Annotated in this window: 24 protein-coding genes; 16 read left to right on the forward strand and 8 right to left on the reverse strand. The window is 65.1% G+C overall.

What is annotated here, in order from left to right; genetic code table 11:
- Positions 1–8: 8 nt before the first annotated feature.
- From AC15MQ_RS01720 to AC15MQ_RS01735, 4 genes are all read left to right on the forward strand, one after another.
- A complete protein-coding gene (locus AC15MQ_RS01720; protein ID WP_287653110.1) occupies positions 9–935 on the forward strand; it encodes a histone deacetylase family protein in 927 nt (308 codons plus the stop codon).
- A 147-nt stretch (positions 936–1,082) separates the two neighbouring features.
- Positions 1,083–1,961, forward strand: a complete 879-nt coding sequence (dapA, locus tag AC15MQ_RS01725; RefSeq protein WP_287653172.1) for a 4-hydroxy-tetrahydrodipicolinate synthase — start codon at positions 1,083–1,085, stop codon at positions 1,959–1,961.
- Between the two features lie 15 nt (positions 1,962–1,976).
- Positions 1,977–3,119 carry an outer membrane protein assembly factor BamC gene (gene bamC, locus AC15MQ_RS01730; protein WP_287653109.1) on the forward strand — a complete coding sequence of 381 codons (1,143 nt, stop codon included), beginning with the start codon at positions 1,977–1,979 and terminating at the stop codon, positions 3,117–3,119.
- Positions 3,119–3,886, forward strand: a complete 768-nt coding sequence (locus AC15MQ_RS01735; protein ID WP_287653171.1) for an MBL fold metallo-hydrolase — start codon at positions 3,119–3,121, stop codon at positions 3,884–3,886. The genes bamC and AC15MQ_RS01735 overlap by 1 nt, the downstream gene beginning before the upstream one ends.
- A 71-nt stretch (positions 3,887–3,957) precedes the next feature.
- Here the strand turns inward: AC15MQ_RS01735 and AC15MQ_RS01740 are convergent, their stop codons facing one another.
- Positions 3,958–4,269 (reverse strand): hypothetical protein, encoded by a 312-nt coding sequence (locus AC15MQ_RS01740; protein ID WP_287653108.1) that lies wholly within the window; start codon positions 4,267–4,269, stop codon positions 3,958–3,960.
- Between the two features lie 363 nt (positions 4,270–4,632).
- Here AC15MQ_RS01740 and AC15MQ_RS01745 point away from each other — a divergent pair, with 363 nt between their 5' ends.
- Positions 4,633–5,883 carry a NupC/NupG family nucleoside CNT transporter gene (locus AC15MQ_RS01745; protein ID WP_287653107.1) on the forward strand — a complete coding sequence of 417 codons (1,251 nt, stop codon included), beginning with the start codon at positions 4,633–4,635 and terminating at the stop codon, positions 5,881–5,883.
- A 77-nt stretch (positions 5,884–5,960) separates the two neighbouring features.
- On the opposite strand, the gene AC15MQ_RS01750 is transcribed toward AC15MQ_RS01745, so the two are convergent.
- Together AC15MQ_RS01750 and fur are read right to left on the reverse strand one after the other, a co-directional pair.
- Positions 5,961–6,839 (reverse strand): polyphosphate kinase 2 family protein, encoded by an 879-nt coding sequence (locus tag AC15MQ_RS01750; RefSeq protein ID WP_287653106.1) that lies wholly within the window; start codon positions 6,837–6,839, stop codon positions 5,961–5,963.
- A gap of 276 nt (positions 6,840–7,115) precedes the next feature.
- On the reverse strand, positions 7,116–7,589 hold the full coding sequence (gene fur, locus AC15MQ_RS01755) for a ferric iron uptake transcriptional regulator (protein ID WP_287653105.1): 474 nt from the start codon (positions 7,587–7,589) through the stop codon (positions 7,116–7,118).
- A 178-nt stretch (positions 7,590–7,767) separates the two neighbouring features.
- Here fur and AC15MQ_RS01760 point away from each other — a divergent pair, with 178 nt between their 5' ends.
- The 5 genes from AC15MQ_RS01760 to AC15MQ_RS01780 are packed head-to-tail and all read left to right on the forward strand — an operon-like array spanning position 7,768 to position 11,202.
- A complete protein-coding gene (locus AC15MQ_RS01760) occupies positions 7,768–8,250 on the forward strand; it encodes an outer membrane protein assembly factor BamE (RefSeq protein WP_287653104.1) in 483 nt (160 codons plus the stop codon).
- Position 8,251: 1 nt separating this feature from the next.
- Positions 8,252–9,058 carry a 4-hydroxy-tetrahydrodipicolinate reductase gene (dapB, locus tag AC15MQ_RS01765; RefSeq protein ID WP_287653103.1) on the forward strand — a complete coding sequence of 269 codons (807 nt, stop codon included), beginning with the start codon at positions 8,252–8,254 and terminating at the stop codon, positions 9,056–9,058.
- A gap of 20 nt (positions 9,059–9,078) precedes the next feature.
- Entirely contained in the window at positions 9,079–9,798 is a 720-nt protein-coding gene (locus AC15MQ_RS01770) for a TIGR04283 family arsenosugar biosynthesis glycosyltransferase (protein ID WP_287653102.1), read from the forward strand.
- Positions 9,773–10,426, forward strand: a complete 654-nt coding sequence (locus AC15MQ_RS01775) for a TIGR04282 family arsenosugar biosynthesis glycosyltransferase (RefSeq protein ID WP_483079133.1) — start codon at positions 9,773–9,775, stop codon at positions 10,424–10,426. Before AC15MQ_RS01770 ends, AC15MQ_RS01775 begins: the two co-directional genes overlap by 26 nt.
- Positions 10,423–11,202 (forward strand): DUF3047 domain-containing protein, encoded by a 780-nt coding sequence (locus AC15MQ_RS01780; RefSeq protein WP_483079134.1) that lies wholly within the window; start codon positions 10,423–10,425, stop codon positions 11,200–11,202. The genes AC15MQ_RS01775 and AC15MQ_RS01780 overlap by 4 nt, the downstream gene beginning before the upstream one ends.
- A 5-nt stretch (positions 11,203–11,207) precedes the next feature.
- Here the strand turns inward: AC15MQ_RS01780 and AC15MQ_RS01785 are convergent, their stop codons facing one another.
- Both AC15MQ_RS01785 and AC15MQ_RS01790 read right to left on the reverse strand, forming a co-directional pair.
- Positions 11,208–13,127 (reverse strand): GGDEF domain-containing response regulator, encoded by a 1,920-nt coding sequence (locus tag AC15MQ_RS01785; RefSeq protein WP_287670688.1) that lies wholly within the window; start codon positions 13,125–13,127, stop codon positions 11,208–11,210.
- Positions 13,128–13,274: 147 nt separating this feature from the next.
- Positions 13,275–13,631, reverse strand: a complete 357-nt coding sequence (locus tag AC15MQ_RS01790) for a cupin domain-containing protein (protein ID WP_332336288.1) — start codon at positions 13,629–13,631, stop codon at positions 13,275–13,277.
- Positions 13,632–13,962: 331 nt separating this feature from the next.
- Between AC15MQ_RS01790 and pxpB the strand changes: the two genes are divergently transcribed.
- From pxpB to zapE, 4 genes are all read left to right on the forward strand, one after another.
- On the forward strand, positions 13,963–14,730 hold the full coding sequence (pxpB, locus tag AC15MQ_RS01795) for a 5-oxoprolinase subunit PxpB (RefSeq protein WP_332336287.1): 768 nt from the start codon (positions 13,963–13,965) through the stop codon (positions 14,728–14,730).
- Positions 14,727–15,764, forward strand: coding sequence for a 5-oxoprolinase subunit C family protein (locus AC15MQ_RS01800; protein ID WP_483079135.1), 1,038 nt, complete (start codon positions 14,727–14,729; stop codon positions 15,762–15,764). Before pxpB ends, AC15MQ_RS01800 begins: the two co-directional genes overlap by 4 nt.
- A complete protein-coding gene (locus AC15MQ_RS01805; RefSeq protein ID WP_287653095.1) occupies positions 15,764–16,573 on the forward strand; it encodes a LamB/YcsF family protein in 810 nt (269 codons plus the stop codon). The genes AC15MQ_RS01800 and AC15MQ_RS01805 overlap by 1 nt, the downstream gene beginning before the upstream one ends.
- A 113-nt stretch (positions 16,574–16,686) precedes the next feature.
- Complete coding sequence (zapE, locus tag AC15MQ_RS01810) at positions 16,687–17,799, forward strand: cell division protein ZapE (RefSeq protein ID WP_287653094.1); 1,113 nt, start codon at positions 16,687–16,689, stop codon at positions 17,797–17,799.
- 24 nt (positions 17,800–17,823) lie between these two features.
- Here the strand turns inward: zapE and AC15MQ_RS01815 are convergent, their stop codons facing one another.
- The 3 genes from AC15MQ_RS01815 to AC15MQ_RS01825 form a co-directional block, all read right to left on the reverse strand.
- Positions 17,824–18,735: a GGDEF domain-containing protein gene (locus AC15MQ_RS01815; protein WP_483079136.1), complete on the reverse strand. Its 912-nt coding sequence runs from the start codon at positions 18,733–18,735 to the stop codon at positions 17,824–17,826.
- Between the two features lie 115 nt (positions 18,736–18,850).
- The gene (locus AC15MQ_RS01820; RefSeq protein ID WP_287670698.1) at positions 18,851–20,134 is read right to left on the reverse strand and encodes an O-acetylhomoserine aminocarboxypropyltransferase/cysteine synthase family protein; all 1,284 of its coding nucleotides are present in this window, start codon (positions 20,132–20,134) and stop codon (positions 18,851–18,853) included.
- A 142-nt stretch (positions 20,135–20,276) separates the two neighbouring features.
- A complete protein-coding gene (locus AC15MQ_RS01825; RefSeq protein WP_287653089.1) occupies positions 20,277–20,477 on the reverse strand; it encodes a CopG family transcriptional regulator in 201 nt (66 codons plus the stop codon).
- Positions 20,478–20,690: 213 nt separating this feature from the next.
- Between AC15MQ_RS01825 and hyfB the strand changes: the two genes are divergently transcribed.
- A complete protein-coding gene (hyfB, locus tag AC15MQ_RS01830) occupies positions 20,691–22,721 on the forward strand; it encodes a hydrogenase 4 subunit B (RefSeq protein ID WP_483079137.1) in 2,031 nt (676 codons plus the stop codon).
- Entirely contained in the window at positions 22,718–23,665 is a 948-nt protein-coding gene (locus AC15MQ_RS01835; protein ID WP_483079138.1) for a respiratory chain complex I subunit 1 family protein, read from the forward strand. Before hyfB ends, AC15MQ_RS01835 begins: the two co-directional genes overlap by 4 nt.

The following is a 23,665-nucleotide window of genomic DNA, read 5'->3' on the forward strand; positions in this document are numbered from 1 at the left end:
AGGCTACAGTGACCAGCACTGCATTCATCAGCCACAGCGACTGCCAGTTGCACGACATGGGGTCGTACCATCCGGAAACTCCGGAGCGCTTGCACGCCATCAGCGATCACATGATTGCGCAAGGGCTGGATTCGTACTTTTCCTACCACGAAGCGCCGCCGGCGACCTTCCAGCAGCTCAAACGCGTGCATACCGCAGCCCATCTGGAGCGTCTGAAGCGTGCCGCGCCGGAGTTGGGTATCGTCCACCTGGACCCGGACACGGCGATGAACCGATATACCTGGCAGGCAGCTTTGCGCGCCGCCGGTGCGGGTGTCAAGGCGGTTGACCTGGTGATGGCCGGCGATGTCGAAAATGCGTTCTGCGCGGTTCGTCCCCCCGGCCATCATGCCGAGCGTGCGGCGGCGATGGGCTTCTGTTTTTTCAACAATATCGCCGTCGCTGCGGCGCATGCGCTCGAAGCGCATCACCTGTCGCGAGTGGCGGTGATCGATTTCGACGTCCACCACGGGAATGGTACCGAAGACTGCTTCAAGAAAGACCCGCGCGTCCTGATGGTCAGTACCTTCCAGCATCCGTTCTACCCCTACAGCGGTACCGTAAGTCCGGCTGCCAACATGCTCAACATACCGCTGGGGAGGGGTACCGACGGCGAGGAGTTCCGGCGGGTGGTGAGCGACCTCTGGATGCCGCGCCTGCACGAATTCCGGCCGGAAATGTTGTTCATTTCGGCGGGTTTCGACGGACATTACGAGGACGAGATGGGCGGCCTGAAACTGCTTGAGAAAGACTATGCCTGGGTCACCGAGCAGATGAAGCAGGTTGCCGAGGAGCATGCGCAGGGGCGTATCGTGTCGATGCTCGAAGGCGGATACTCGCTGTCGGCGCTGGCGCGAAGCGTAGTGGCCCATATCCGGGTCCTGGCGGCGATCTGACCCCTCGCCACAGCGGCAAGGGGTGCTCACCATCGTCGGAGAAGCACGTTTTTTCGTCGCCAATCGGCTGGCTTTCGGTTAGAATTCAGCGTTTTAATTTCCACGGCGAAAGCCCGCCGTGGAATTGTTCGGGCGCCCTCCATGACCATGATTACTGGATCGATCGTAGCGATTGTCACCCCGATGCACGCGGATGGGAGTCTTGACCTGCCTGGCTTGCGCCGTCTGGTCGATTTCCACGTGCAGGAGGGTACCGACGCCATCGTCATCGTCGGAACCACCGGCGAGTCACCGACGGTTAACCTGCAGGAACATTGCGAACTGATCCGGGTCGCGGTCGATCAGGCCGCCGGCCGCATTCCGGTGATTGCCGGTACGGGCGCCAACTCGACGGCTGAAGCGATCGAGTTGACCGGATTTGCGAGGCGAGCGGGTGCCAGTGCGGCCTTGTCGGTCGTGCCGTACTACAACAAGCCGACGCAGGAGGGTCTCTATCGCCACTTCCGCGCCATTGCGGAAGCGGTGGACATTCCCGTCATCCTCTACAACGTGCCGGGTCGGACGGTCGCCGATATGAGCAATGACACCGCCTTGCGCCTGGCGGAAATTCCGAACATTGTCGGGATCAAGGACGCCACCGGCAACATGGATCGAGGGATCGAACTGATTGAGCGCGCGCCTGATGGTTTTGCCGTCTACAGCGGTGATGATGCCAGTGCTTGTGCATTGATCCTGATGGGCGCGCGTGGCGATATCTCGGTGGTGGCCAACGTCGTGCCCCGCTTGATGCACGAAATGTGCGCCGCAGCGCTGGCTGGCGATGCGCGTCGCGCACGGGAATTGAATGCGCGCCTGCTCGGCCTGCATCGACAGATGTTCTGCGAGGCGAATCCGATTCCGGTCAAATGGGCGTGCCGGGAACTCGGGCTGATCGAAGGCGGGCTGCGACTGCCGCTGACACCCTTGTCGCCGGATTGTCACGCGCGTGTTCGTGCCGCCATGGTTCAGGCCGGCGCACTTGTCTAGAGTCAGGGTCGTCAAATGAGTCCTCCCGCTTCGCTCTGTCGAATGGGCATTCTGCTGGTCATGCTCACTGCCTGTAACGGATCCCTGCTCGAACCCAAGAGAATCGAGTACAAGACTGCGGGGAGCGGTAGCGCCGTACCGACGCTGGAGGTGCCGCCTGACCTGACCTCACCCACCCGTGATGACCGTTACGCCGTTCCCGATATCGGGGGCAAGGGGACGGCCACTTTCTCGGCCTACACTGCTGAACGTTCTCCGCAGGCCAGAGCGCAGCAGAACAGCGAAGTCCTCCCGGAAGTCGAGCAGGCGCGCATCGAGCGGGCGGGCACCCAGCGCTGGCTGGTGGCCACAGGTTCGCCGGACAAGCTCTGGGGTCCGGTCAAGGAGTTCTGGCAGGAAACCGGCTTCCTGATCAAGCTCGAACTGCCTGACGCCGGAGTAATGGAAACCGATTGGGCCGAGAACCGCGCCAAGATACAACAGGACTTCATTCGCAACCTGTTGGGGAAAGTGATCGACTCGGTCTATTCAACCGCCGAGCGCGACAAGTTCCGTACTCGTCTGGAACGGGGAAGCACGCCGGGGACTACCGACATCTTCATCAGCCACCGCGGAATGTACGAAATTTACGTTTCCGAAGGCAAGGATCAAACCAAGTGGCAACCGCGTCCGGCGGATCCTGAGCTGGAAGCGGAGATGCTGCGCCGCTTGATGATTCGTCTGGGTAGCGAAGAGAAGCGGGCCAATGCGGCTCTGCAAGCGGTACAGGAGAAGCCCGTCGAGCGGGCCAGGCTCTCGCGGGGCAGCGACGGCGCCGGTACGCTCGAGGTGGAGGAATCGTTCGATCGCGCCTGGCGTCGAGTCGGTCTGGCGCTGGACCGTGTGGGTTTCACCGTGGAAGACCGGGATCGTTCCAGAGGTCTGTACTTCGTTCGTTACGTCGACCCCGAAAGCGACAATGAGAAGAAGGACGATGGCTTCTTTTCCCGCCTGAATCCCTTCAAGGGAAGCGCTGCCAAGGCGCAAACGCAATTCCGCATCTTCGTTGGCGAGGCGGGTAGTCGGTCGACAGTGCAGGTGCTCTCGCTGGAGGGTGGCGTTGATCAGTCCGAAACCTCGAAGAAGATTCTTAACCTGCTCTACGACCAGTTGAAGTGATCCGTTTCGCATCGCTAGGCAGCGGCAGCAAGGGCAATGCCCTGATTGTCGATGCCGGCGAGACGAAGGTGCTGCTCGACTGCGGTTTCTCGACACGGGCGGCAACGACGAGGCTGGCGAGGTTGGGCGCTGCGCCGGCCGACTTGAACGCCATCGTGGTGACGCACGAACATGCTGATCACGTTGGCGGCGTCTTCGCTTTTGCCCGACGTCACCAACTGACGGTGTATCTGACGCATGGTACGCACGCCGTGGCGGCGCGGGGCCAGATGTGCCTGCCGGAATGCCGTCTGATCGACGGCCACACGCCTTTCGCGATCGGTGCTCTCGAAGTCCAGCCTTTCCCCGTGCCACACGATGCCCGCGAACCGGTACAGTACGCCTTCAGCGACGGCCGGCACCGTCTTGGCGTGCTCACCGACAGTGGTTGCATCACGCCCCATATCGTTGAAGTGCTGCGTGCCTGCGATGCGCTGGTGCTGGAGTGCAACCACGACCAGGCGCTGCTGGCAGCGTCGCGCTATCCGCCGGCGCTGAAGCAGCGGATTGCCGGGCGTTTCGGCCATCTGGAAAACGATCAGGCGGCGACACTGCTGCGGCAGGTCGATACGCAGCGCTTGCAGCATCTGGTCGCCGCACATCTGAGCCAGGAAAACAACCGGCCGGAACTGGCCGTCAAGGCGCTCGCTTCGGCTTTGGATTGCAGTGATGACTGGATTGGCGTCGCCGACCAGGAGGGAGGCTTCGGCTGGAGGCAACTGATCTGAGCGATCGCCGCTGTGTGAACACAAAAAAGCCGGCTGACGCCGGCTTTTTTGTGTTCTTGTATTGAAGAGAATTACTTCTTCATTGCATCCTTGGCAGCGTCGGCAGCACCATGCGCGGCGGCAGCGGCAACTTCCTTGGTCTTCTCGGCGGCTGCGTCGGCAACCGGCTTGGCAGCGTCCTTGACAGCGTCGGAAGCGGCTTGACCGGCGGCGGCAGGAGCACTGGCCGGAACAGCAGCGGCCGGAGCAGCGGCCGGAGCGGCAGCAGGTGCAGCGGCGGCAGGAGCGGCAGCCGGAGCGGCGGCCGGCTTGGCTTCTTCCTTCTTGCCACAAGCGGTAACAGCAAGAGCGATCAGCGCAGCAACGAGGAGGGAGTTCTTCATGTTGGGGTTCCTTATCGACAATGAAATGATTACAACGAGCCAGAAGTTTAATGGTTGACCGGCGAGCACGTCGACCAACGGAAAATTTTACCATTGATTTGCCCGGTTTCGCCGGGCTTTTTCCCGGGAACGGTCTGGCTCTGGCTTTATCGCCGAGCGGGTGGCGCTCCAGGGCGCGTGCGGGACGCGCCATAAACGCTCGCGCGGCGCATGTTTTCTGCCCACAAGCGAACGAGCCATGCCGGTTTCCGGGATAATGACGACTCGGAGTTCGTCGAAGAAAGAGAACGATCGGGTGAATGCAGCAGCGCCTGCCCAGGCCGGAGTGCGCGCCAACACGCTTGCGGGAAGCGTGCAGGCGACATGTTGAACCCTGTATTACAGGCGGCCGCCGGTTACTTCCTGCTCATCGGCATCGCCTGGGTTCTCTCATCCCGGCGAAGCGCCATCCCCTGGCGAACTGTGGTTGGTGGAATCGGCGTGCAATTGGCCCTGGCGCTGACGATCTTTCGCCTGCCTGGTGTCAGAGAGTTGTTTGCCGCCTGTAACGACATCCTGCTGGCCATTGCCGCGGCCACGCGCGACGGCACCCGGCTGGTGTTCGGTTTCCTCGGTGGCGCGTCGCTGCCCTACGCAGAAACCGCTCCGGGCGCCAGTTTCGTGCTCGCTTTTCAGGCCCTGCCCGTGGTGCTGGTGATGAGTGCCTTGTCGGCCGTACTCTATCACTGGCGAATCCTGCCGGTCCTGGTCAAGGGTTTCTCGGTGCTGCTCGAGAAGACGCTCGGGGTCGGCGGAGCGGTCGGCATGTCGAGTGCAGCCAATGTCTTCGTCGGGATGGTCGAAGCACCGCTGCTGATCCGCCCTTACCTGGCAAGTGTCAGTCGTGGCGAGATGTTCATCATCCTCACCGCGGGCATGGCGGGTGTGGCCGGTACGGTGATGGCCTTGTACGCCAGCATTCTCGGACCGGTCGTCCCGGATGCGTTGGGCCATATCCTGGCCGCGTCGTTCATCAGCGCCCCCGCGGCAATCATTTTCGCGGTCATTCTGGTGCCGCCCGAAGGGGTGCCGACCGGGCGGCATCTGGATTTGCCGCAGACCGACAGCAGCGTCATGGACGCCGTGACCCGCGGTACCGGCGAAGGCGCCACCTTGTTGATCAATATCATGGCCATGCTCATTGTGCTGGTGGCGCTGGTCAGCCTCGCGAATCAACTGCTGGCGCTGTTGCCGCGGGTGGACGGGGCGACGTTGTCGCTGCAGCGCCTGCTCGGCTGGTTGATGGCGCCGCTTGCCTGGATGGCCGGGATCCCGCTGCAGGAGTCGGCCGCCGCCGGTGCCCTGCTGGGGACCAAGACCGTGCTCAACGAGTTGGTGGCCTACCTGGACATGGCTCAACTGGGCGAGGATGTGCTCAGCGCCCGCAGCCGGGTCATCATGACCTATGCCTTGTGTGGCTTCGCCAATCTCGGAAGCCTCGGGATTCTCCTCGGTGGCGTGTGTGCGATCGCCCCGCAACGTCGCTCGGAAATCGTCGAACTCGGTCCGCGAACGCTGATTTCAGGGACCCTGGCGACACTCTCCTGTGGCAGCGTGGTGGCCTTGCTGTTGTAATTGGCGGGAGCGGGCGGTCCTGGTTGGCTGCTGGTGCCGGTTGTTCCTCCAGGTACTCGATCAACTCTACCGGCTGCTCATTCCTTGACCGCAGGCCTTGCTGACGCCTTGCCCCCCGCCTTCTTCTGCTCGGCGGCAGCGGCGTGATACTTCCGGGAGATCGCATCAAGATCGACGCGCGGCGGCGGCACCTTGAGATTCATGTCTTCCATGCTGTCGGCGATGATCTGCGAGATCGCGAGGTTGCGAAACCACTTGTGATTGGCGGGAATGACGTACCAGGGTGCGTTCTGGCTACTGGTCTTGCTCAGCGCCTCTTCGTAGGCCGCGACATAGTCTGACCACAGAGTGCGCTCGGAGTAGTCGGTTTCGCTGATCTTCCAGTTGCGCGCCGGGTCGTCGAGCCGCTGCTTGAAACGCGCGAGTTGTTCCTCGGGACTGATGTGCAGGAAAAACTTGAGGACGCGCGTGCCATTCTGGACCAGGAGCTTCTCGAAATCGTTGATCAGTGCGTAGCGCTGCGACCACACTGCCTGCGGCACCAGGTTGTGCACCCGCACGACGAGCACATCTTCGTAATGCGAGCGGTTGAAGACCACTACTTCACCTCTGGCCGGTGTTCGCTGATGGGCACGCCAGAGAAAGTCGTGCGCGGCCTCGTCGGCACTCGGCTGCTTGAAGCCGGCAACCGAAGTGCCCTGCGGGTTCATGCCGCTGAACAGGTGCCGGATGACGCCATCCTTGCCGGCAGCGTCGAGTGCCTGCAGGACGACCAGCAGCGACTGCTTGCCGTCGGCATAGAGCAGGGCCTGCAGTTCGGCCATACGTGCGACGTGCCGCTGGATTTCCGGCAGCGCCGCTTCGCCGGAAGCCTGATCGCCGGTTTGCTCCGGGTCGATCCCAGCCAGGCTGAGTTTCGTGCCCGGGTGTACGAAAAACTGTTTGCGGTAGTCCATGCTGCTCCCCTGGTGACTTTTCAAAAGGTCCCTGAATTCGCTTATCTGACTCGGTAATCCGTCAGTTCCTCACACGTACCTGGTCATGGGTTCGCGCGTGGCCGACGGTGTCGCGGAACACCCGCTTGATGAAGCGTTTGACTTCCGGCGCATACCAGACAGAAGACTTCGGAAACGTTGCCGGAGAAGGAACCCGTTCTGGCCATGCGCGTGTACGTGCCGAAGAGATCGACGGGCAATGAGGCTTTATCATGAGCGATCACCGAGGCAGGGCAACTAATCGGGACGCGCTTTGCTCATGCTCGCCGCGATGTTCCTGGCCGGACTGCCGCGATGCGGGCAGTCGGTTTTGGTGCATTCGGCATAGAGATAGAGGGCGTGTTCGCGAATCACGAAGCCGCGCTCCTTGGCAATCCGCGTCTGTCGGCGCTCGATCTCGGCATCGTAGAATTCCTCGACGCGACCGCAGTCGATACACACCAGGTGATCGTGGTGCTGGCCGGGGCTCAACTCGAACACCGCCTTGCCGGACTCGAAGTAGTGGCGCTCAAGCAAGCCGGCCTGCTCGAACTGGGTCAGCACGCGGTAGACGGTGGCTAGGCCGATGTCCAGGTTTTCGGCGAGCAGCAGCCGGTAGACATCCTCGGCCGTAAGATGGCGCACCTCGGTCCTCTCGAAGAGAGCGAGGATCTTGAGGCGCGGAATGGTGGCTTTCAGCCCCATGCTCTTGAGGTCTTCGGAGTTGCTCATCGGGCTTACCTTGTTCGGCTGCGAAGGGAGGGTTTTCAGTTATGATATACCCTTGCCGCCGCTTGTGAGGCACTGACACCAGCTTTCGAACGGCTCGACCCAGGCTTCGGTCGCGGTCGAGAAGCTTCCTGGCCACTGCCCGCCGGCTATTGATCCCCCGACACCATCCGACCAGAACATGATCTTCCCGCGCTTTGCCCCTGTCGTCATCGCCTTCGGGCTGCTCTCCGCCTGCTCGTCGGTGCCGCGTATCGTGAACGAGTACCGGATCGACGTGCAGCAAGGCAACGTCCTGACGCAGGAGATGGTTTCGCAGTTGCGCCCCGGCCTGACCAGGGATCAGGTGCGCTTCATTCTCGGCACGCCGGTGTTGATGGACATGTTTCACGCCAACCGCTGGGATTATTTCTACTGGCTGAAGAAGGGGAGCTCCGGAGAGGTCGACACCCGTCGCTTTGCGGTCTACTTCGATGCCGACGGCAAGCTGATCAGCGTGGCCGGTGATGTCGCGGCCGCGCAGCCGTCAGACTCGACGATCGTCTCGGAAACCCGCAACCGGGAAATCGATCTCGGTTCGTTGCCGACCGATGCGACGGTCACGATGCCGCCTCCCGAGGAGCGGGGTTTCTTTCGCAGCATGATCGATATCGTAGGATTCTGAAATGAATGGGATGCGGATCGCGATTACCGGTGCCGGTGGTCGCATGGGGCGAATGCTCATCGAGGCGACGCTGCACGATACCGAAGCAACACTGGTGGCTGCTCTCGACCAGCCGGGCGTACCCGCCGAGGGCAAGGACGCCGGCGAACTGGTCGGCATGCCTTGCGGCGTGCCGGTCAGCAGCGATCGTGACGCGGGCATCGCACTGGCCAACTGCCTGATCGATTTCACGCGCCCCGAGGCGACGCTTGAGCACCTCGCCATCTGTCGCCGGCATGGGGTGGCGATGGTCATCGGCACCACCGGTTTCGACGCTGCCGGCAAGCAGGCGATTGCGGCTGCGGCGCAGGAAATCCCGGTGGTCTTCGCTCCGAACATGAGCGTCGGGGTCAACGTTGTATTCAGGCTGCTCGACGTGGCGGCGCGGATTCTTGACCAGGGCTACGACGTCGAGATCGTCGAGGCCCACCACCGGCACAAGGTCGACGCCCCCTCGGGGACGGCGCTGCGCATGGGCGAGGTGGTGGCACAGGCGCTCGGCCGTGACCTCAAGGCGTGCTCAATCTATGGCCGTGAAGGCGTGACCGGCGAGCGCCTGCAGTCGACCATCGGTTTCGCCACCGTTCGCGGCGGCGATATCGTCGGCGACCATACGGTCATGTTCTGTGGCCAGGGCGAGCGCGTCGAAATCGGCCACAAGGCCAGCAGTCGCATGCCCTACGCGCTGGGCAGCCTGCGCGCCGCGCGTTTCCTGGCCGACCGGGCCTGCGGGCTGTTCGACATGCAGGACGTGCTCGGACTGCGCTGATCCCCTCGCGAGCGACTCCTGTGCCGAACAGGGACAACGCGACGGAGCGTCCCCTGCTGTCGCTGATTCTGCCGGTGCTCGACGAAGCGGCGACGCTTCCGGCCCAGTTGGCCCGCTTGCAGGACTTGCGACGCCGGGGTGCGGAAGTGCTGGTGGTCGATGGCGGCAGTGCCGACGCGACGCAGGTCCTGGCGCGGCCGCTTGTCGACCGGCTGATCGCCGCACCGCGCGGCCGCGCCGCGCAGATGAACGCCGGCGCCGGTGCCGCGCGTGGGCAGGTACTGCTCTTCCTGCATGCCGACACGACGCTGCCGCCGGCCGCCGACGCGCTGATTCACGCGGCGATCGCGGCGGGTGCGGCGTGGGGCCGCTTCGACGTGCGTATCGACGCCCGCCATCCCCTGCTGCGCCTCGTGGAACGGATGATGAACTGGCGCTCGCGGCTGAGCGGCATTGCCACCGGCGACCAGGCGATCTTCGTTCGCCACGACATCTTTACGCGCCTGGGCGGCTTTCCCGAGCTACCACTGATGGAGGACATCGCCTTCTCCAAACTGCTGAAGCGCATCGCGCGGCCGGCCTGCCTGCGCGCGCAGGTGCTCACTTCCGGGCGGCGTTGGGAGAAGCACGGGGTGTTGCGCACCATCGTGTTGATGTGGCGTCTGCGCGCGAGTTATTTTCTTGGCGCGGACCCGCAGCGGCTGGCTATCCGTTATGGCTATGCTCCACGGCAACGCTAGACCACCGGGCATCGCCCTGTTTGCGCGCGCACCGCAGGCTGGTGCGGCAAAGACGCGCCTGATTCCGGCGCTCGGTGCGGCCGGCGCTGCCCGCCTGCAGCGTCGCCTGACGCTGCAGGCGCTGGCCACGGCACAGCGCGCGGAACTGGGCAGGATCACGCTGTGGGCCACGCCGGACACTGGGCAGCGCTTCTTCCGCGCCGTGCAGCGTCGCTGCGACATCGATCTGCGCAGTCAGCCGGCGGGCGACCTCGGTGCCCGCATGGCCGCAGCCTTCGCGGCGCAGGCCGGCCCGCTGCTGCTGATCGGCTGCGACTGTCCGGTTCTGCGCGCCGCGGATCTGGTGATGGCGGCGCAGGCGCTGCGGCACCCGGGGCCGGATGGCAACGACGCGGTATTCATTCCCGTCGACGATGGCGGCTACATGCTCGTCGGCCTGCGCTGCCCGCAGCCGCGGTTGTTCGAGGACATCGACTGGGGCAGCGAGCGGGTGATGGCGCAGACGCGGCTGCGGCTGTCCGCGCTGGGCCTGCGCTGGCGTGAACTGCCCAGCTTGTGGGACCTCGATCGGCCGGAGGACTTGGCGCGTCTGGCGACGCTGCCGGGGTTCGCCGCGTGGCAGCGATGAACAGGCAGCGCCGGCGGGCGGCGCTGACCCTGCTGGCATTGCCCGCCATCGGCGCCACGGGCGTCATGCGCGGGTTTGCCGTCGCGGCGGCGAGCGATGGCGACGGCCCGCGGCGTATCGAGTTGCCGCGATTCTCCGCGGCGCCACCGGGCCAGCGCCTGCCGGCGGGATGGACGCATCAGACGCTGCCTTCGGTTGAGCGGCCGAACCGCTTCGACCTGGTTGCCGACGCGGGGGTGACGGTGTTGCGGGTGTTGTCCGATCATTCGGCGTCCAGCCTGGCGGTGGTGCTGCGCGTCGATCCGGCGGCGACGCCGTTGCTGCGATGGCGTTGGCGAGTGTCGAACAGCGTCGCCGCTTCGGATCTGCGGCGCAAGGCCGGCGATGACTACGCCGGCCGTGTCTATGTGCTCTTCGACCTGCCGCCCGAACGTCTGCGTGTGGCCGACCGATTGAAGATTGCCGCGGCGCGGCTGCTGCATGGCGCGGATCTGCCGGCGGCGGCGCTGTGCTACGTCTGGGGGACGGCGCAGACGAGCGGCGAGTCGGGGTGGAATGCGTACACCGATCGCCTGCGCATGCTGGTCGTCGATTCCGGGAACGGGCATGCCGGACAGTGGCGCGAAGTCGTTCGCGATGTCGCCGCCGATTTCCGTGTCGCTTTCGGTGAGCCGGTACCGGCCATCTCCGGTGTTGCCGTCGCGGCCGATACCGACAACAGCGGCGAGCGTGTCGAGGCGCGCTTTGGCGACCTGTGGTTCGAGGCGCGGCCCTGAAATTGTCAGGCGGCGACAGCGACCCGGTTGCGACCGTTTCGCTTGGCCTCGAAGAGCGCCGCGTCGGAGGCCTGGATCAGTGCCTGGCTGTCCATTTCGGCGCCGTGCAGGCTGGCCACGCCGATGCTCAAGGTGACCGGAATCGTCTGACCTTCCCAGAGAAAGCTGTATTTCTCGACCACCGAACGGATCCGCTCGGCGATCTGCACGGCGGCGCGCGCCGTGGCATTCGGCAATACGGCGGCGAACTCCTCGCCGCCGTAGCGAAACACCAGGTCTTCGGCGCGCGAGGCTCGCTTGAGCAACTCCGCGAGCTGGCGCAGGACCGCGTCGCCGGCGGCATGGCCGTAGGTGTCGTTGATGCGCTTGAAGTGGTCGATGTCGAGCAGCAGGCAGGCCATCGGCAAGGCGTTGGACTGCGCGAAGGCCCACTCCGAGGCCAGGAAGTCGAGCCCGTGGCGGCGGTTGGGCAGTTGCGTCAGGGGGTCGGTCAGCGCTTCCTGCAGAAGACGTTTGTGGGCGACGGCAAACTCGTCGGTTGAGCGCATGATGCCGCGCCGTTCGCGCTGGATCTCTTCGCGCAGACGCAGCATGCGGGTGGCGGTGTTCAACCGGACGCGCAGGGTCTGGATGTTCAGCGGCTTGACCAGCACGTCGTCGGCGCCGGCATCGATGGCCTCAAGGATGTGCTCCTCGCTTTCCGGGGAAGCCAGGAGCAGGGCGTAGGTTTCCTTGCCCGCCGGGGTCTGGCGAAGGATGCGGCAGAAAGCGGCCGGTTTCAGTCCCGGCATGGCCATGTCGGCAATCACGATCTGGGCCGGCTCGCGCAAGGCCTGCTTCAGGCCCTCGGGCGTGCTGTCCACGAGGACCGGCTGGTGGCCCAGGCTTTCGATCTGCCGGATCAGGGCGGGCAACTCCGCCAGCGGAATGCCGAGCAACTGGACGCGCAGGCGCGGCGCCGCGTCCTTGCCGTTCTGTTCCGGGCTGACGCTGCTGACGCGGCGGCTTGGCGGACTGGCCGCCAGGATCTCGGCGAAGGGCGGGATCTCCTGGGTACGCACCTGCAGCATGGCACCCCAGTCGCGCCAGCGGCGGGCCATCCGATCGACCATGTCGTTCAGCGCATCGCCGCTGATGCCCAGGCGCGCGGCGCGGGTCAGGAGGCCGGGCAGCAGACTCCAGCGCGATTCCTCGTCGGCCATGCACACTTCGGCCAGCGAACGCGCAAAGTTCAGCGAGTGGGTGAGCGTGAGCACGCGCGAGCCGTCGCGAAAACCGGCGAGGTCGGGTTGCTCATGATGGTAGGCGGCCTGAATCAGCATCTCCGGCAAGCCCCATTCGCCGAGCATCGTGGCCCCGAGCTGGTTGTGGTCCATGTCGAAACGCTGGCGTTCGAGAGCGGCGAGGTCCTGTTGCGTTTCCCTGGCCTTGAGCAGTACCACCGCGTACTCCTCGGGGTAGAGGGAAGCCATGGCCAGTTCGCCGACACGCGCCAGCAGGCCGATGGTGAACAGCTCCTCGCTGGAGATCTGCGCAAAGTGGGCGAGTTCCTGGCAGGCAATGCCGGTGGCCAGCGAATGCCCCCAGAAAGCCCCGTAGTCAAAGGCCGGGCATTGTCCGCTGGTGTGGCTGTGCATCACCGACAGGCCGATCACCAGGTCGCGAACCCGGAACGACCCGAGGGCGACGATCGCCCGCTGCAGCGAGACGATCGGCCGCGCCCGCCCGAAAGCCGCGGCGTTGGCAAACTTGAGCAGGCGACCGGCAATCGCCGGGTCTGACTGGACCAGCTGCACCAGATCGGAAACCCGGAAGTCGTCTTTCTGCAGCAGCTTGATGATCGAAAACGCGACCCCCTTCGGTGACGGCAGTTTGCCGGTCGCCTTCATCGAGTGATAGCGGCTGGGGTCGACAAATTTGATCAAGGAAGTCTCGACTTCAACATTTGCGGCCGATTATGCTACAAAAAAGCCACCTCCTGTCCGGCGCCGTTGTCGACGATCGTTCTGCGCCGGCGCGCGAGCGGGCCGTGGGCCGTGCCGACGACGCCATCGCGGCGACGCGCCTGCCGGTCAAAGCAGCTCGGTGTCTTCATGGCGGTAGGGCGGACTGCAGCAGCAGAGAATGTGCAGCGGCTCGTTGCCGGTGGCGGCGACGCAATGCGGCGTCTGCGGTGGAATCAGGATGGTGTCGCCGACGCCGATGCACAGCGTCTCGCCGGCAAGCGTCATGATGCCGGTGCCGCGTGTGACGTGGTACAACTCCTCGCTGCACTGGTGGCGATGCAGGCGCGTCTGTTCGCCGGGGCGGATGACCGCTTCGGCGAGGCTTTGTCGTACGTTGCCATGGCGCGCGGGATGCATCAACTCGCGTATCGCCGAGCCATCGCGGGTGGTGTAGACGACGATATCCCGGTAACTGGTTTTCATGGGTTTTCGCAGCTCGGCGCGTGCATCAGCCCCGGATCATCCGCGGTGGCCCGACCGATCCGGCGGTTCACCGGCGACGCCTGCCACTGCTCGGGGGAAAGGATCTCGAGGGCATCAGGTCCATACATGGGCGCAGTGTAACCCAAGGCAACCCGATGCCTTCGCTCCGCCACCCGAATCCACACCGGCCAGGGTGATTTTGGCGTGCGGCGCGCATCGGTCTTGTCCCGGGAGGCGAGCACAGGGAGAATGTCGCGATGGTTGCGCGGATACCGGCCATCGCGCCGGTTGTCGGTGGGCCGGGAATCCGACGGGAAGGGATAATGGCAGGATGAGCTTTCGTTTCCTCAACGCCGGCGATACGGCGCTGACCATCGAGTTCGGCGACGGTGTCGAGCGACGCCTGCTGGCCGCGGTGTCCGCCCTCGATGTGGCCCTGTCGGAGGCCATCGCGAGTGGTGGCCTGCGCGGAGTCGTCGAAACGGTGCCGACTTTCCGTTCGCTGACCGTCATCTACGACCCTTTGCTGACCAGCCGTGCAGCCATCGAGGCCGGCATCCGCGCCGCGCTCGGCGCACCGGTGACGCTGGACCGGCGCCGCGGACGCCTGTGGCAACTGCCGGTCTGCTATGGCGATCAGCTCGCCGCTGGTGGCCCCGATCTCGGCGACCTGGCGGCAGCCTGCGGACTGACGCCGGCAGAGGTGGTGCGCCTGCATGCGAGCCTCACCTGCGAGGTCTACATGCTCGGCTTCCTGCCCGGTTTTCCATTCATGGGCGATCTGCCGGCAGTGCTGTCGCGCCCCCGTCGCAGCGAACCGCGCCTGCGTGTGCCGGCAGGTAGCGTGGCGACCGCCGGCACGCTGACCGCCATCTATCCTTACGAGAGCCCCGGTGGCTGGCATCTGATCGGTGCCTGCCCGCTGCCCCTGTTTTCGGCGGCGTGGCCGCAGGCGGCGTTGTTGCGGCCCGGCGACCGGGTGCGCTGGCGCGCCATCGAAGTCGCCGAGTATCGCCAACTGGTGGCCGAGATGGCGGAGCGACGGGCGTCACCATGGCCACCGCGGGAGTTTCTGCTCGACGCGGCCGTCGACGGATGAGCGCGATGCTGGAGATCGTCAGCGCCGGGGCGATGGCGTCGATCCAGGATCTGGGCCGGCCCGGTTTGCGCCGGCTCGGCGTACCGCGTGCCGGCGCGCTGCAGCCGGACTGGCTGCGCCTGGCCAATGCCCTGCTGGGTAATGACGAAGACGCGCCGGCGATCGAGTTCTTTGCCGGCGGCTTGTCGGTGCGGGCGCTGGAGTCGCCGCTACGACTCGCTCTGGCGGGCCCCTTCGCGGCGGTGGTGGTGGCTGCCGGCAGCCGTCGTCGCCTCGAATCCTGGCGCAGCGTGATCCTGGCGCCCGGCGAGGTGCTGCGCTGCGGGATGCCGGTCGCGGGTCGGGTGGGCTACGTCGCACTGGCCGGGATACGGGTTGCGCGCCAGTTCGGGAGTGCTTCGACCTATGCACGTGCCGGTCTCGGTGGCCTTGACGGCAAGCTGCTGGCGCCTGGTGCGCGCATTCCGGCGACCGCCTGCCGCGGCGGCGGAGAACGGTGCCTGCGCCCGCCGCCCGCTGGCGATGGGTCGCCGATTCGCGTGCTGCTCGGGCCGCAGGACGACTACTTCGACGCGCCGTCGATCGCGGCCTTCCTGAGTGCGCCTTACCGGGTTTCGCCGGCGGCCGACCGCATGGGCATGCGGCTGCAGGGCGCCTTGCTGAGGCATCGCCCCGAACGTGGCGTCGAGATCACTTCGGACGCGACGGTGCCTGGTTCGATTCAGGTCCCCGCTCAGGGCCAGCCAATGGTGTTGCTCGCCGACGGCCAGACCGCCGGCGGTTATCCGAAAATCGCGACGGTGATTTCGGCCGACCTGCCGCGCCTGGCGGTGATGGCGCCCGGAGAAGCCGTACGCTTTGCGGCGGTCTCGGTGGCGGCGGCCGAAACCGCGGCGCGGGCGCGAGAGGCAGCGCTGCGCGCGCTGATTGACGACATCGGGCCATGCACGGAGTTTGCCGGGCAGGTCGATCTGCAGGCCATCTATGCCGCGAATCTGGTCAGCGGCGTAGTCGATGCGGCGGGGGACGAGTGATGACAGGCCGGATCAATCTCAACGCCGATCTCGGCGAAAGCTTTGGCGCCTGGGAGATGGGCAGCGATGCCGAACTGCTGCGTATCGTCGGCGCGGCCAACATCGCCTGCGGTTTTCATGCCGGCGATCCCCTGGTGATGCGGCGTACGGTCCGGCAGGCGCTGGCCGCCGGCGTCAGCCTCGGTGCGCATCCGGCGTTTCCCGACCTGCAGGGTTTCGGCCGGCGGGTCATGCAGCTTTCGGCAGCCGAACTGGAGGCGATGCTGATCTACCAGATCGGCGCTCTTGGTGGCATCGCACAGGCGGAAGGCGGGCGGCTGACGCACGTCAAGCCGCACGGCGCGCTGAACAACATGGCTTGCGAGGACGCTGCGCTGGCGGCCAGCGTGGTCTCTGCGATTCGCAGCCTCGATCGATCACTGATTCTGTTGGCGCCGGCGTTGTCGAAGCTGGCGCTGGCCGGAATGGCCGCCGGGTTGCCGGTAGCCACCGAAATTTTCGCCGACCGGGCGTATACGGACGCCGGCAGTCTGGTGCCGCGCAGCCAGCCCGGCGCGGTGCTGCATACCGCCGAGGCCTGTGTCGCGCAGGTCCTGCGCATGTGCGACGCCGGGGGCATCGTCAGCGCCGGTGGGCAGCGCATCCGCACGGACTTTCACAGCATCTGCGTGCATGGCGATGGACCCCAGGCGGTGGTCGTGGCGACGGCGGTGCGGTCGGCGCTGCTGGCCGCGGGCGTCAGTCTGTTGCCGCTCCCGGAGGTGCTGCAGGGGCCGCGTGATGGGGACGTTTCGCCGGCGATGGTCTAGAATGTCGGCGTCGTCGCGGCGAGCGGCGTGGCGCGGCTAATGTGCCGGGTGCCGATCTGCCTGCCGCGCCGTCCCCCCACCCCCGATCTCCTCCGAGTAGCGGAAAGACGCTGATGCCTCACAGAGTACTCAAAGTCCCCGAACGTGGCATGATCGACGCTTACGAGCGCCTGCTGGCGGCGCGTCATTTCACTGCCGATGCCGCGCAACGCGCGGCAGCCGAGCGTCTGCAGCGTCTCTATTATGATTTGCTGTCGTTCAAGGTTGGCCGGCGCAGTGCCCTGCGGCGCTTCTTCACCCCTCCTGAAGTACCGCGCGGAGTCTATTTCTGGGGCGGGGTAGGGCGTGGCAAGAGCTTCCTGATGGACTGCTTCTTCGACGCCGTGCCCTACCGTCGCAAGCGGCGGATTCATTTCCACGCCTTCATGCATGATGTCCATCGCCAGTTGAACGAACTCAAGGGCGGCAGCGATCCGCTGCTGCGGGTCGCGGAACGCATCGCCAGTGAAGTGCGCCTGCTGTGCTTCGACGAGTTTCACGTTTCCGACATCGCCGACGCGATGATCCTGGGGCGGCTGCTCGAAGCGCTGTTCGCGCGCGGCGTGGTGTTCGTGATGACTTCCAATTACCCGCCCGAGAAGCTCTATCCGAACGGCCTGCAGCGTGAGAACTTCCTGCCGACGATCGCGCTGATCAAGTCACGCCTCGACGTGCTGGAAATCGACGCCGGCGTCGATTATCGCTTGCGGACGCTGGAGCAGGTCGAGATCTTCCACTATCCGGCGGATGCCGCTGCCGAGCTGAAAATGGCCGACTACTTCCTGGCCATGGCCGGCGGCGAAGGAGTGCAGGGCGGCAACATCGAGATCCTGGCACGTCCGATACCGACGCTGCGACGCGGCAACGGGGTGATCTGGTTCGATTTCAAGGCGCTGTGTGGTGGTCCGCGGTCGCAGAATGACTACCTCGAACTGGCGCGTGGCCATCACACGGTACTGTTGTCGGGGATTCCACGCATGTCGGCGAGCATGTCGTCCGAGGCGCGGCGCTTTACCTGGCTGGTCGACATCTTCTACGACCACAAGGTCAAGCTGATTGCCACCGCCGACTGTGGGCCCGCCGGCCTGTACACGCAGGGCACGCAGGCCAGCGAGTTCTTTCGCACCGCCAGCCGCCTCACCGAGATGCGTTCGCGCGAGTATCTCGGTTTGCCGCATCTGTCGTGAGCAACGGGACGCACCGCCCGCCGCTCAAAAAATCTCCAGATCGACGCACAGCCGGTTGCCACCGGCTTCGCACGCGTTGGCCAGCAATGAGCGTACACGCTCGATAAGCACCGCCGCATCCTCGCCGGTGCATTCGGTGACGCCGCCGCTGATCGTCAGTGCCGGCTCGCCATCGCCCGGATGGCTGCTTTCGACCATTTCGCGCAGTCGTTCCAGGCCGTGCATGGCGTCGTTGACGCGTACGTTGGGCAGAATCAGCAGGAACTCCGCTTCGCCAAGGCGGCCCACCATGTCGAATTCGCGCAGGCCCCTGCCGAGCACGCGTCCGACATGGGCCAGTACGCTCTCAGCCGCCTGCGCTCCGTGTCTCGCGCAGAAATCGGAATAATGGTCGGGGGTCACCAGGGCCAGAGCAAACGGCGTGCCGTAACGCCGTGCCCGGCGATCCTCGTCGTCGAGCAGGAGTGAGATGTAGCGCTCGCTGAACAGTCCTGTGAGCGGGTCGTGCGTCGGCAGCGGCGGGTTTTCGGTTGCCAGCCGGTTGTCCTGGCTGAGGTCGGCCAGGGTCAGGAGAACGCGGCGCAGGCTGCCTTTCCCGGAAAACACGGGAAAGGCGCTGGCCTTGCACCAGGTGCGTGCGCCCGCAGGATCACGCCGGATGCCGACGGCGCGCTGACGAACCGGCTGCCGGGTCTGTATGACCTGCCTTTCGAGGCGGTCGCCGGCGGCCAGCGGCTGGCCGTTTTCATCTTCCCAGATGCCTGGCCCGGCGCCCAGCAGGTGGTCGGCGTGCGCATTGCGCAGGCGCAACGCGCCGTCGTCGTCGAACACGAGCAAGCCGATGTTCAGGCTGTCGAGCAGCGCTGCGTAGTTTCCGATTTCCGCATCATCGGCACGCAGGTCGACGAGCGGCAGGCGGTATGGACTGGTGGACATCGACTGAAACGACCCGTACAGGACGATGGTCGCATCCTAACCCAAAACTTGGCCGTGCGCTCGCCGCGACGCCCCTGGTGCGTTGCTGCCCCGGAAGAATCCAGGACAGCGCCGGTCAGGCGGCGGCCAGCGCCTGTTCCAGGTCGGCGACCAGATCGTCGATATGCTCGATACCGACGGAGAGGCGAATCATCTCCTCGGAGACGCCCGCCTTGGCCATTTCCGCCGCTCCCAACTGGCGATGCGTGGTCGATGCCGGATGGCAGGCGAGCGACTTGGCGTCGCCGATGTTGACCAGCCGGGTGAACAACTGCAGTGCATCCTGAAAGCGCGCGCCCGCCTCCGCGCCGCTGCAGTCGCTACCCTTGACGCCAAAGGTGAGGATCCCGGAAGCCTTGCCCTCCATGTACTTCTGGACCAGCGCATGGTCCGGATGATCGGGCAAACCGGCGTAATTGACCCATGCCACCTTGGCGTGGCCCTGCAGGTAAGCGGCGATCCTTTCGGTGTTGGCGCAGATGCGATCCATGCGCAGCGGCAGCGTCTCCAGGCCCTGCAGAATCAGGAAGCTGTTCAGCGGCGAGATGGCGGCGCCCATGTTGCGCAGCGGTACCACGCGCGCGCGCCCGATGAAGGCCGCCGGGCCCAGGGCTTCGGTATAGACGACGCCGTGGTAGGAGACGTCGGGCTCGTTGAGGCGCTTGAACTTCAGCTTGTGCTCGGCCCATGGGAAGCGGCCGCTGTCGACGATCATGCCGCCGATCGAGTTGCCATGGCCGCCGATATACTTGGTCAGCGAGTGTACGACGATATCGGCGCCATGCTCGAAGGGGCGGCACAAATACGGTGAGGGAACGGTGTTGTCGACGATCAGCGGCACGCCGTGGCGGTGCGCAATCTCGGCGAGTTGCTCGAAGTCGGTGATGTTGCCGAGCGGGTTGCCGACCGACTCACAGTACAGCGCCTTGGTCTTGCCGTTGATCAGTCTTTCGAAACTCGCCGGATCGGCGTGGTTGGCGAAGCGGACTTCGATGCCGTACTGCGGCAGGGTGTGGGCGAAGAGGTTGTAGGTGCCGCCATACAGCGTCGATGCCGAGACGATGTTGTCGCCGGCTTCGGAGATGGTCATGATCGCGTAGGTGATCGCCGCCTGACCCGAGGCCAGCGCGAGGCCAGCGATGCCGCCTTCCATCGCCGCCACGCGCTTTTCGAGCACATCCTGGGTCGGATTCATGATCCGGGTGTAGATGTTCCCGGCCACCTTGAGGTCGAACAGGTCGGCGCCGTGTTGCGTGCTGTCGAAGGCATAGGAGGTGGTCTGGTAGATCGGTACGGCGACCGCCTTGGTCGTCGGTTCGGGGCTGTAGCCGGCGTGGACGGCGAGCGTTTCGAGTTTCATGCAGCATCTCCCTTGGTGGTTGGCGCGGTGTCTGGACGAACGCGAATCTTAGCACTTCGAAATGTCGGTGTCGGCGGGCCAGGACGATAGTCGTCGTGTCGGGAAACCGCGCCGGCCCGGCCGGGCGCGCGCTTGGCGCCGCTCAGCCGTCGCGGTCGGCAGCAGGGCGTGCGCGCAGCCAGTCCGGCAGTTCACGGTCGCCGGCGTTGTCGATGACGTACTGGCGAATCAACTTGCGGACCACCTGTGACGGCGTCAGGTCATGCGCGGCGCAGATCTCCTCGAAGATTTGTTTCTTGCGAGGGTCGATGAGGATCGTGAGGCGTGCGGTGCGATTTTCCATGTGAGTGCGTTGTATGTTAATAAAAGTATCATCAGAATAGTATCAGGAACAAATGGTATTGCTCTCAAATTAAAACGGTAGCAGAATACGGGTCGGTTCGGCCGGGTTCGGTCAGGACAAACACTTGACAAGCCTCGTCTTCCTCGACTGCAAGCGGGTTTTTTCGGGAGGTCTGAACGGCATGATCCTTACCACCAGCGGGTGCCGCCGATCGTGACGGCCGGTGGGCTGCACGCCGCGACACTTTGGGTACATCTGGACTGGGTGCTGCTGGTCGTTGCCGCGTGGCTGCTGATCGCGGTGGTCGGCGTGTTTGCCTTGCGCCGTTTGACGCTGGTGGCGAGGGTCCTGTTTCCGGTCGGCGGCGCCGGCGGCCTGGCGCTGCTCGGCATTGCCCTGAGTGCGCTGCAGGGTGCTCCAGAAGTCGCCGTGCTGCCGATCGGATTGCCGCAGTTGCCGTTCCATTTTCGCCTCGACAGCCTGTCGGCGTTCTTCCTGATGGTCATCGGCGGCATTTCGGTGGGCGTGTCGGCGTTTGCCGCCGGCTACTTCCGCAAGGGCGAAGGCACGCCGCCCGGTTTGCTGGCCTTCGAGTATCACCTCTTTCTGGCGAGCATGGTGCTGGTGGTGCTCGCCGACGACGCCTACGCCTTCATGGTGATGTGGGAGACGATGGCCCTGTCCTCGTTCTTCCTGGTCACCGCCAATCACCGCATCGTCGAGATCCAGCGTGCCGGTTACCTCTATCTGCTGGTCGCGCATATCGGCGCCATCGGCATCCTGTTGTGCTTTGGCGTGCTGCAGGCGAACAGCGGTGATTATACCTTCGCCAACATGCGCGCCCAGCAGCTTTCCCCGTTCTGGGCGTCGCTGGCCTTCCTGCTGGCGTTGTTCGGTTTCGGCGCCAAGGCCGGCATCCTGCCGCTGCACGTCTGGCTGCCCGAGGCGCATCCCGCCGCACCCTCGCCGGTGTCCGCGCTGATGAGCGGGGTGATGTTGAAGACCGCGATCTACGGTGTGCTGCGCGTTCTCTTCGACCTCCTGCAGACGCCGATCTGGTGGTGGGGCCTGCTGTTGCTGACGGTCGGACTGGCGACGGCGTTGTTCGGCGTCGTTTTCGCGGCGGTACAGGTCGATATGAAGCGCCTGCTGGCCTATTCGTCGATCGAGAACATCGGTCTGCTGTTCTCCGGCATCGGCCTCGCGGTCCTGTTTTCCGCCTACGGCATGCAGCCGATGGCGGCGCTGGCGCTGACCGCGGTGCTCTACCATGTCGCCGGTCACGCCTTCTTCAAGAGCCTGCTGTTTGTCGGCACCGGCGCGGTCCTGCATGCCACCGGCGAGCGCAATCTCGGCAAGCTGGGCGGGCTGATCCGTTACATGCCCTGGGTGGCCTGGCTGATGCTGCTCGGCGTTCTGGCCAGCGCCGGCCTGCCGCCGTTCGCCGGCTTCGTCTCCGAGTGGTTGCTGCTGCAGAGCTTCCTGTTCTCGCCGGGCTTGCCGAGTGCCTTCCTGAACATGCTGATCCCGGTGGTGGCGGCACTGATCGCGCTGATCGCCGCGCTCGCCGGCTATACCATGGTCAAGTTCTTCGGCGTCATCTTCCTCGGCCAGCCGCGCGAGGAGCGGCTGGCGCAGGCGCATGACGCCAGCGGCTGGGAGCGGCTGGGCATGCTCTGGCTGGCCGCGGGTTGCCTGGTGCTGGGATTGTGTCCGGTACAGTTCATTGCCGTCATCGATCCGGTGACGCAATTGCTGGTCGGCGCCGGCATGGGCGAGGCGATCGCTGCCGGCAGCTGGCTGCTGGTGCCGGTGGCCATCGAGCGCGCGAGCTACGGGCCGGCGATCTTCCTGCTCGGGGTCGCGGCGAGCTTCGCGCTGGCTTTCCTGCTGGTACGCCTGCTGTACCACGGCCGTCTGCGGCGCGCGGCGCCCTGGGACTGCGGCTATCCGTGGCAGAACGCGCGCATGCAGGACACCGCCGAGGGCTTCGGTCAACCCATACGGCAGATCTTCGAACCCTTCTTCCGCATGGAGCGGGAACTGCCGAGCCCGTTCGACGCGGCGCCGCATTATCGTGTCCACGTCGGTGACCACTTCTGGCACTGGCTGTACCTGCCACTGGCCGCTCTCGTCGAGCGCCTGGCGCGGCTGATCGGACTGCTGCAGCAGGGGCGGATCGCGGTGTACCTGCTCTACAGCTTCGTCACCCTGATGATCGTGCTGGCGGTGGTCAAACAATGACCGGCCTCGGAGCAGTCTCGCAGCTGCTGGAAATCGTCATGGCGCTGTTGCTGGCGCCCTTGCTCGGCGGCTGGATCAACCAGTGGCGCGCCTGGCTGCAGAACCGCTCGGCGCCGGGCCTGCTGCAGCCCTACCGGATGCTGCACAAGCTGTTCAACAAGGAATCGGTGGTTGCCGAGCACGCCTCGCCGCTGTTTCGCGGCGCACCGTACATCGTCTTCGGTTGCATGGCGCTGGCCTGCGCGATCATTCCGACGTTGTCAACGGATCTGCCGCTGTCGCCGGCGGCCGATGCGATTGCGCTGGTCGGCCTGTTTGCCCTGGCGCGGGTGTTCATTTCGCTGGCGGCGATGGATGTCGGCACCTCTTTCGGCACGCTCGGTGCCCGGCGCGAGATGCTGATCGGTTTCCTGGCCGAGCCGGCGTTGCTGATGGTGCTGTTTTCGGCTTCGCTGATCTCGAAATCGACCTCGCTGACGACCATCGTCGAGACCCTGGCGCATCGCGAACTGGCCATCTATCCGAGTCTGGCTCTCGCCGGCGTGGCGTTCACCATGGTCTCCCTGGCCGAAAACGCGCGCGTGCCGGTAGACAACCCGGCGACCCATCTCGAACTGACGATGATTCACGAGGCGCTGATCCTCGAATACTCGGGACGTCACCTGGCTCTGCTCGAATGGGCCGCGAGCCTGAAACTCTTCGCCTACTCGTGCATCGGTCTGGCGTTGTTCTTCCCCTGGGGTATTGCCGAGGCCGAGGCGCCACTGGCGCTGCTGCTGGCGATGCCGGTGCTGATCCTGAAGCTGGCGATCGGTGGCGCGCTGCTCGCCCTGCTCGAAACCCTCAGTGCCAAGATGCGCATCTTCCGCGTCCCGGAGTTTCTGGCCACCGCATTTCTCCTGGCGGTGATCGGCATGCTGGTCAACATCCTGCTGGGCGGCTGA

This window comes from Candidatus Accumulibacter propinquus (assembly GCF_056856495.1).

What these genes read in the sequence shown, in the direction of transcription:
- dapA (WP_287653172.1), top strand. Translation starts at nt 1,083, where the DNA reads ATGATTACTGGATCGATCGTAGCGATTGTCACCCCGATGCACGCGGAT.
- bamC (WP_287653109.1), top strand. Translation starts at nt 1,977, where the DNA reads ATGAGTCCTCCCGCTTCGCTCTGTCGAATGGGCATTCTGCTGGTCATG.
- AC15MQ_RS01740 (WP_287653108.1), bottom strand. Translation starts at nt 4,269, where the DNA reads ATGAAGAACTCCCTCCTCGTTGCTGCGCTGATCGCTCTTGCTGTTACC.
- AC15MQ_RS01745 (WP_287653107.1), top strand. Translation starts at nt 4,633, where the DNA reads ATGTTGAACCCTGTATTACAGGCGGCCGCCGGTTACTTCCTGCTCATC.
- AC15MQ_RS01750 (WP_287653106.1), bottom strand. Translation starts at nt 6,839, where the DNA reads ATGGACTACCGCAAACAGTTTTTCGTACACCCGGGCACGAAACTCAGC.
- fur (WP_287653105.1), bottom strand. Translation starts at nt 7,589, where the DNA reads ATGAGCAACTCCGAAGACCTCAAGAGCATGGGGCTGAAAGCCACCATT.
- AC15MQ_RS01760 (WP_287653104.1), top strand. Translation starts at nt 7,768, where the DNA reads ATGATCTTCCCGCGCTTTGCCCCTGTCGTCATCGCCTTCGGGCTGCTC.
- dapB (WP_287653103.1), top strand. Translation starts at nt 8,252, where the DNA reads ATGAATGGGATGCGGATCGCGATTACCGGTGCCGGTGGTCGCATGGGG.
- AC15MQ_RS01775 (WP_483079133.1), top strand. Translation starts at nt 9,773, where the DNA reads ATGGCTATGCTCCACGGCAACGCTAGACCACCGGGCATCGCCCTGTTT.
- AC15MQ_RS01780 (WP_483079134.1), top strand. Translation starts at nt 10,423, where the DNA reads ATGAACAGGCAGCGCCGGCGGGCGGCGCTGACCCTGCTGGCATTGCCC.
- AC15MQ_RS01790 (WP_332336288.1), bottom strand. Translation starts at nt 13,631, where the DNA reads ATGAAAACCAGTTACCGGGATATCGTCGTCTACACCACCCGCGATGGC.
- pxpB (WP_332336287.1), top strand. Translation starts at nt 13,963, where the DNA reads ATGAGCTTTCGTTTCCTCAACGCCGGCGATACGGCGCTGACCATCGAG.
- AC15MQ_RS01800 (WP_483079135.1), top strand. Translation starts at nt 14,727, where the DNA reads ATGAGCGCGATGCTGGAGATCGTCAGCGCCGGGGCGATGGCGTCGATC.
- AC15MQ_RS01805 (WP_287653095.1), top strand. Translation starts at nt 15,764, where the DNA reads ATGACAGGCCGGATCAATCTCAACGCCGATCTCGGCGAAAGCTTTGGC.
- zapE (WP_287653094.1), top strand. Translation starts at nt 16,687, where the DNA reads ATGCCTCACAGAGTACTCAAAGTCCCCGAACGTGGCATGATCGACGCT.
- AC15MQ_RS01815 (WP_483079136.1), bottom strand. Translation starts at nt 18,735, where the DNA reads ATGTCCACCAGTCCATACCGCCTGCCGCTCGTCGACCTGCGTGCCGAT.
- AC15MQ_RS01820 (WP_287670698.1), bottom strand. Translation starts at nt 20,134, where the DNA reads ATGAAACTCGAAACGCTCGCCGTCCACGCCGGCTACAGCCCCGAACCG.
- AC15MQ_RS01825 (WP_287653089.1), bottom strand. Translation starts at nt 20,477, where the DNA reads ATGGAAAATCGCACCGCACGCCTCACGATCCTCATCGACCCTCGCAAG.
- AC15MQ_RS01835 (WP_483079138.1), top strand. Translation starts at nt 22,718, where the DNA reads ATGACCGGCCTCGGAGCAGTCTCGCAGCTGCTGGAAATCGTCATGGCG.